Genomic DNA, 3,566 nt, shown 5'->3' with positions numbered 1-3,566 from the left:
GATCGTGGCGGGGTGGGGGCGGGGGTGTTTTCGTGGCACGCGCGGGCGATGGCTGTGTCGATGGGCGCGCGTTCGGTGCCTGCGTTGATGCACGCGAGTTTGGTGCCTGCGTTGATGCACGCGAGTTCGGGGGCAGAGTCGATGCACGCGCGCGTGATGGTTGCGTTGACGCGTGCGAGTGCGGTGGCTGCGTTGATGCGCGCGAGTGCGGGGGTGGTGATGTACGCGCGCGTGGAGGTGCGGCAACGGGCCGTTTCCCGGCGTGTCGCAGCGGTTCCGCCCGCTCCGCGACCCGGGTCCCCGAGCCCTGCCGCGCGGTGAGCCAGCCCTCCGCGACGAGTTCGGCGTACGCGTCGGCCACGGTGTTGCGGGCGAGACCGAGGTCGGCGGCGAGCGAGCGGTAGGGCGGCAGCCGGGTGCCGGGAGCGAGCCGTCCACCGCGCACCGCCTCGCGCAGCGCGGTGATGAGCGCTGCCCGCCGCCCGCCTGTCGCGGGCAGCTCCAGATGGAGGTCGACCCCGATCCGCTCAGCCGAATTGACCCATGAACTCGTCACGAAAATGCACCCTACAGGGGGTCTTTCCGCTCCGTAGGGTGAAGGACATGACGACGAACACGACGGTTTCCCCCACCACGCCGACCCTGCCCGGGCAGCCCCGCCTCGACTTCGCGAAGACCGCCCCGAAGGTGTTCCGCGCGCTCATCGGCTTCGACGCCGCGGCCCGCGAGGGCCTCGATCCGGCCCTGGTCGAACTGGTCCAGATCCGTGCCTCGCACCTCAACCACTGCGCGTACTGCCTCCACATGCACACGAACGACGCCCGCAAGGCCGGCGAGAGCGAGGACCGGCTGCACATGGTCCCCGTCTGGCGCGAGGCCCGCCACTTCTTCACGGAGCGGGAACAGGCCGCCCTCGCGCTGACGGAGGCGGTGACCCTGGTCGCCGACGCCGGTGTCCCCGCCGAGGTCTACGCGCAGGCGGCCGCGCAGTTCGACGAGGTCGAACTGTCCCATGTGCTGGCCCTGATCCTCACGATCAACACGTGGAACCGGGTGGCCCTGGCCACGGGCAAGGTGGCGGGGACGGACGAACGCCGCCGCTGAGCCGCACAGGTGCCGCCGCGGCACTCGACGGGCCCGCTATACGGTCATCGGGCGGTCGTACGGCCCGATCGGCGCCGGCAGTCGCGAACTCCCCGTCAGATAGCGGTCGACCGCCGCCGCCACGGCCCGCCCCTCGGCGATCGCCCACACGATCAGCGACTGCCCCCGGGCGGCGTCCCCCGCGGCGAACACGCCCGGCACGCTCGTCCCGAAGTCCGCGCCCCGGGCGATCGTCCCGCGCGCCTCCATCGCCAGCCCCAACTGGTCGATCAGCCCGTCGTTCCGGTCCGGTCCGGAGAAACCGAGCGCGAGGAGGACGAGGTCGGCGGGCAGCATCCGCCCGGTCCCCGGCAGCGGGCGCCGTTCCGCGTCCACCTCGACCAGGTGCAACGACCGCACATGCCCGCTGTCGTCCCCCGTGAAGCGGAGCGTGGACGCCGCGAACAACCGCACGTCCGCGTCCGCCTCCGGCGCCGTCTCCAGATCCCGCGCCTCCTCGTGCGCGGCCGACAGCCGGTAGATCTTCGGGTACGTCGGCCACGGTTCGGTGTCGTCGTCCCGCTCGGCGCCCGGCTGCGCGTAGATGTCCAACTGGGTCACGGACGCGGCCTCCTGGCGCACCGCCGTGCCCAGACAGTCCGCTCCCGTGTCACCGCCGCCGACGATGACGACATGCTTCCCGGCGGCCGACAAGGGGGAGCGCTCCAGGTCTCCCTCGCACACCCGGTTGGCCAACGGCAGATACTCCATCGCCTGATGGACGCCGTCCAGCTCCCGCCCCGGTATGGGCAGTTCACGCCACGCCGTCGCCCCGGTCGCGATCACCACCGCGTCGTACCGCGTCCGCAGCTCCGCCGCCCCGACATCCCGCCCGACCGCCGTCGACGTACGGAACTTCGTCCCCTCGGCCCGCATCTGCTCGATCCGGCGCTCCAGATGGTGCTTCTCCATCTTGAACTCGGGGATGCCGTACCGCATCAGCCCGCCGAGCCGGTCGTCCTTCTCGTACACGGCGACCGTGTGTCCCGCCCGCGTCAGCTGCTGCGCCGCGGCCAGCCCGGTAGGCCCCGAACCGATCACGGCGACGGTCCGCCCGGAGAGCCGGTCCGGCGGACTCGGCGGCGCGAAGCCCAGTTCCCAGGCCCGGTCGGCGATGGCCACCTCGACGTTCTTGATGGTCACCGCGGGCTGGTTGATCGCGAGCACACACCCCGCCTCGCACGGCGCCGGGCACAACCGCCCCGTGAACTCGGGGAAGTTGTTGGTGGCGTGCAGCCGATCCGCCGCCGCCCGCCAGTCGTCCCGGCTGACCAGGTCGTTCCACTCCGGGATCAGGTTGCCGAGCGGACAGGCCTCGTGGCAGAACGGTATCCCGCAGTCCATGCAGCGGTCCGCCTGCTTGTCGATGATGGGCAGCAGAGCTCCGGGGACATAGACCTCGTTCCAGTCCCGGACCCGCTCCGCGACCGGTCGGCGGGGCCAGTCCCGGCGAGGTGTGGTCATGAATCCCTTGGGATCGGCCATGGCCGTCTTCCTTGAGGTGCGCGTGCGACAGGCCGTGCGTCTTCGGGCGGCACTCTTCCGGCCACGATACGACGTGTCGGCCCCGGTCGCAGAGGGGACGGAAAGTGCTTTCCGCCCGCGCTCCCCGGTTCAGGTCAGCGCCAGTACGTACGCCACCGCGGCGCCCGCCGAGGCCACCGTCCGGACGTGGTTCCACATGGTCCACTCGCGCACGTACGACGGCCAGTACGCCGCCGCCTCCGGGGTGCCCGGGTCGAGCCTGAGCAGCGCCTCGTTGCGCGGCACGTTCGCGACCATGGTCACCCCGAACGACCCGAACAGATACAGCGCGCTGCCCACCAGCAGCTCCACCTTCCCGTCGTCCGGCCACAGCACGAAGGTCACCACGCCCAGCACCGCGCACAGCACGGCCGACCCCACGAACACGACCATGAACGCCGGCATCACCGCCGTCACATTGATCGCGTTCATCGCCGCCACGCCCTGTGCCGGCGGCAGCGCGGCCAGCCCGCGCATCACGAACGTCGAGAACCCGCAGAACACCCCCGCCACCAGCCCGGTCCCGAGCACACCCAGCACCGTCAGCCAGAGGTACGGTCCGTCGATCACGTCAGCGTCATCTCCCCGCATCGAGCCGAGCGCAGCCCCGGCACCTCCTCCTGCCCCTCCAGTGAATGCCCACGCGTCCCCGGTGACCATGACCGAGAGACGCGGACACATACGCGAACGTCCACAGCCGAACAGGACGCGAGCGTATGAACATCCGGGGCCCGTCGCGGCCCGTCCGTGCCGCCGGGTTCCGCCGTGTTCCGCCGCCACGGCGAGCAACTCGCGCACCGCGCACCGACCTTGTCCGGCGACCGCGTCCCACACCTCACCCGACAGGTCACCCCACGCCCACGCCCGCCTCCGTCCCCTCGTCCCGCCATCCCCGCAGC

At 71.6% G+C, this 3,566-nt stretch carries 4 protein-coding genes; 1 reads left to right on the top strand and 3 read right to left on the bottom strand.

Annotated features, from left to right (window positions below):
* Nucleotides 1-556 (bottom strand): GntR family transcriptional regulator (locus GRC12_RS47180; RefSeq protein ID WP_439959955.1); only part of this gene is annotated, 556 nt, incomplete at its 3' end.
* A gap of 47 nt (nt 557-603) precedes the next feature.
* Here GRC12_RS47180 and GRC12_RS42750 point away from each other — a divergent pair.
* Nucleotides 604-1,104 carry a carboxymuconolactone decarboxylase family protein gene (locus tag GRC12_RS42750; protein ID WP_208785835.1) on the top strand — a complete coding sequence of 167 codons (501 nt, stop codon included), beginning with the start codon at nt 604-606 and terminating at the stop codon, nt 1,102-1,104.
* A gap of 36 nt (nt 1,105-1,140) precedes the next feature.
* On the opposite strand, the gene GRC12_RS42745 is transcribed toward GRC12_RS42750, so the two are convergent.
* Both GRC12_RS42745 and GRC12_RS42740 read right to left on the bottom strand, forming a co-directional pair.
* A complete protein-coding gene (locus tag GRC12_RS42745) occupies nt 1,141-2,628 on the bottom strand; it encodes a glutamate synthase subunit beta (protein WP_208785834.1) in 1,488 nt (495 codons plus the stop codon).
* Nucleotides 2,629-2,757: 129 nt separating this feature from the next.
* Nucleotides 2,758-3,237 carry an anthrone oxygenase family protein gene (locus GRC12_RS42740; RefSeq protein ID WP_208785833.1) on the bottom strand — a complete coding sequence of 160 codons (480 nt, stop codon included), beginning with the start codon at nt 3,235-3,237 and terminating at the stop codon, nt 2,758-2,760.
* Between the last annotated feature and the right edge of the window lie 329 nt (nt 3,238-3,566).

Origin of the sequence: Streptomyces griseorubiginosus (assembly GCF_017614965.1) — a bacterium.
Taxonomy (GTDB): domain Bacteria; phylum Actinomycetota; class Actinomycetes; order Streptomycetales; family Streptomycetaceae; genus Streptomyces; species Streptomyces griseorubiginosus_B.
Note: the sequence above shows the minus strand (reverse complement) of the source record. Positions and strands in the feature narration are given on the sequence as shown.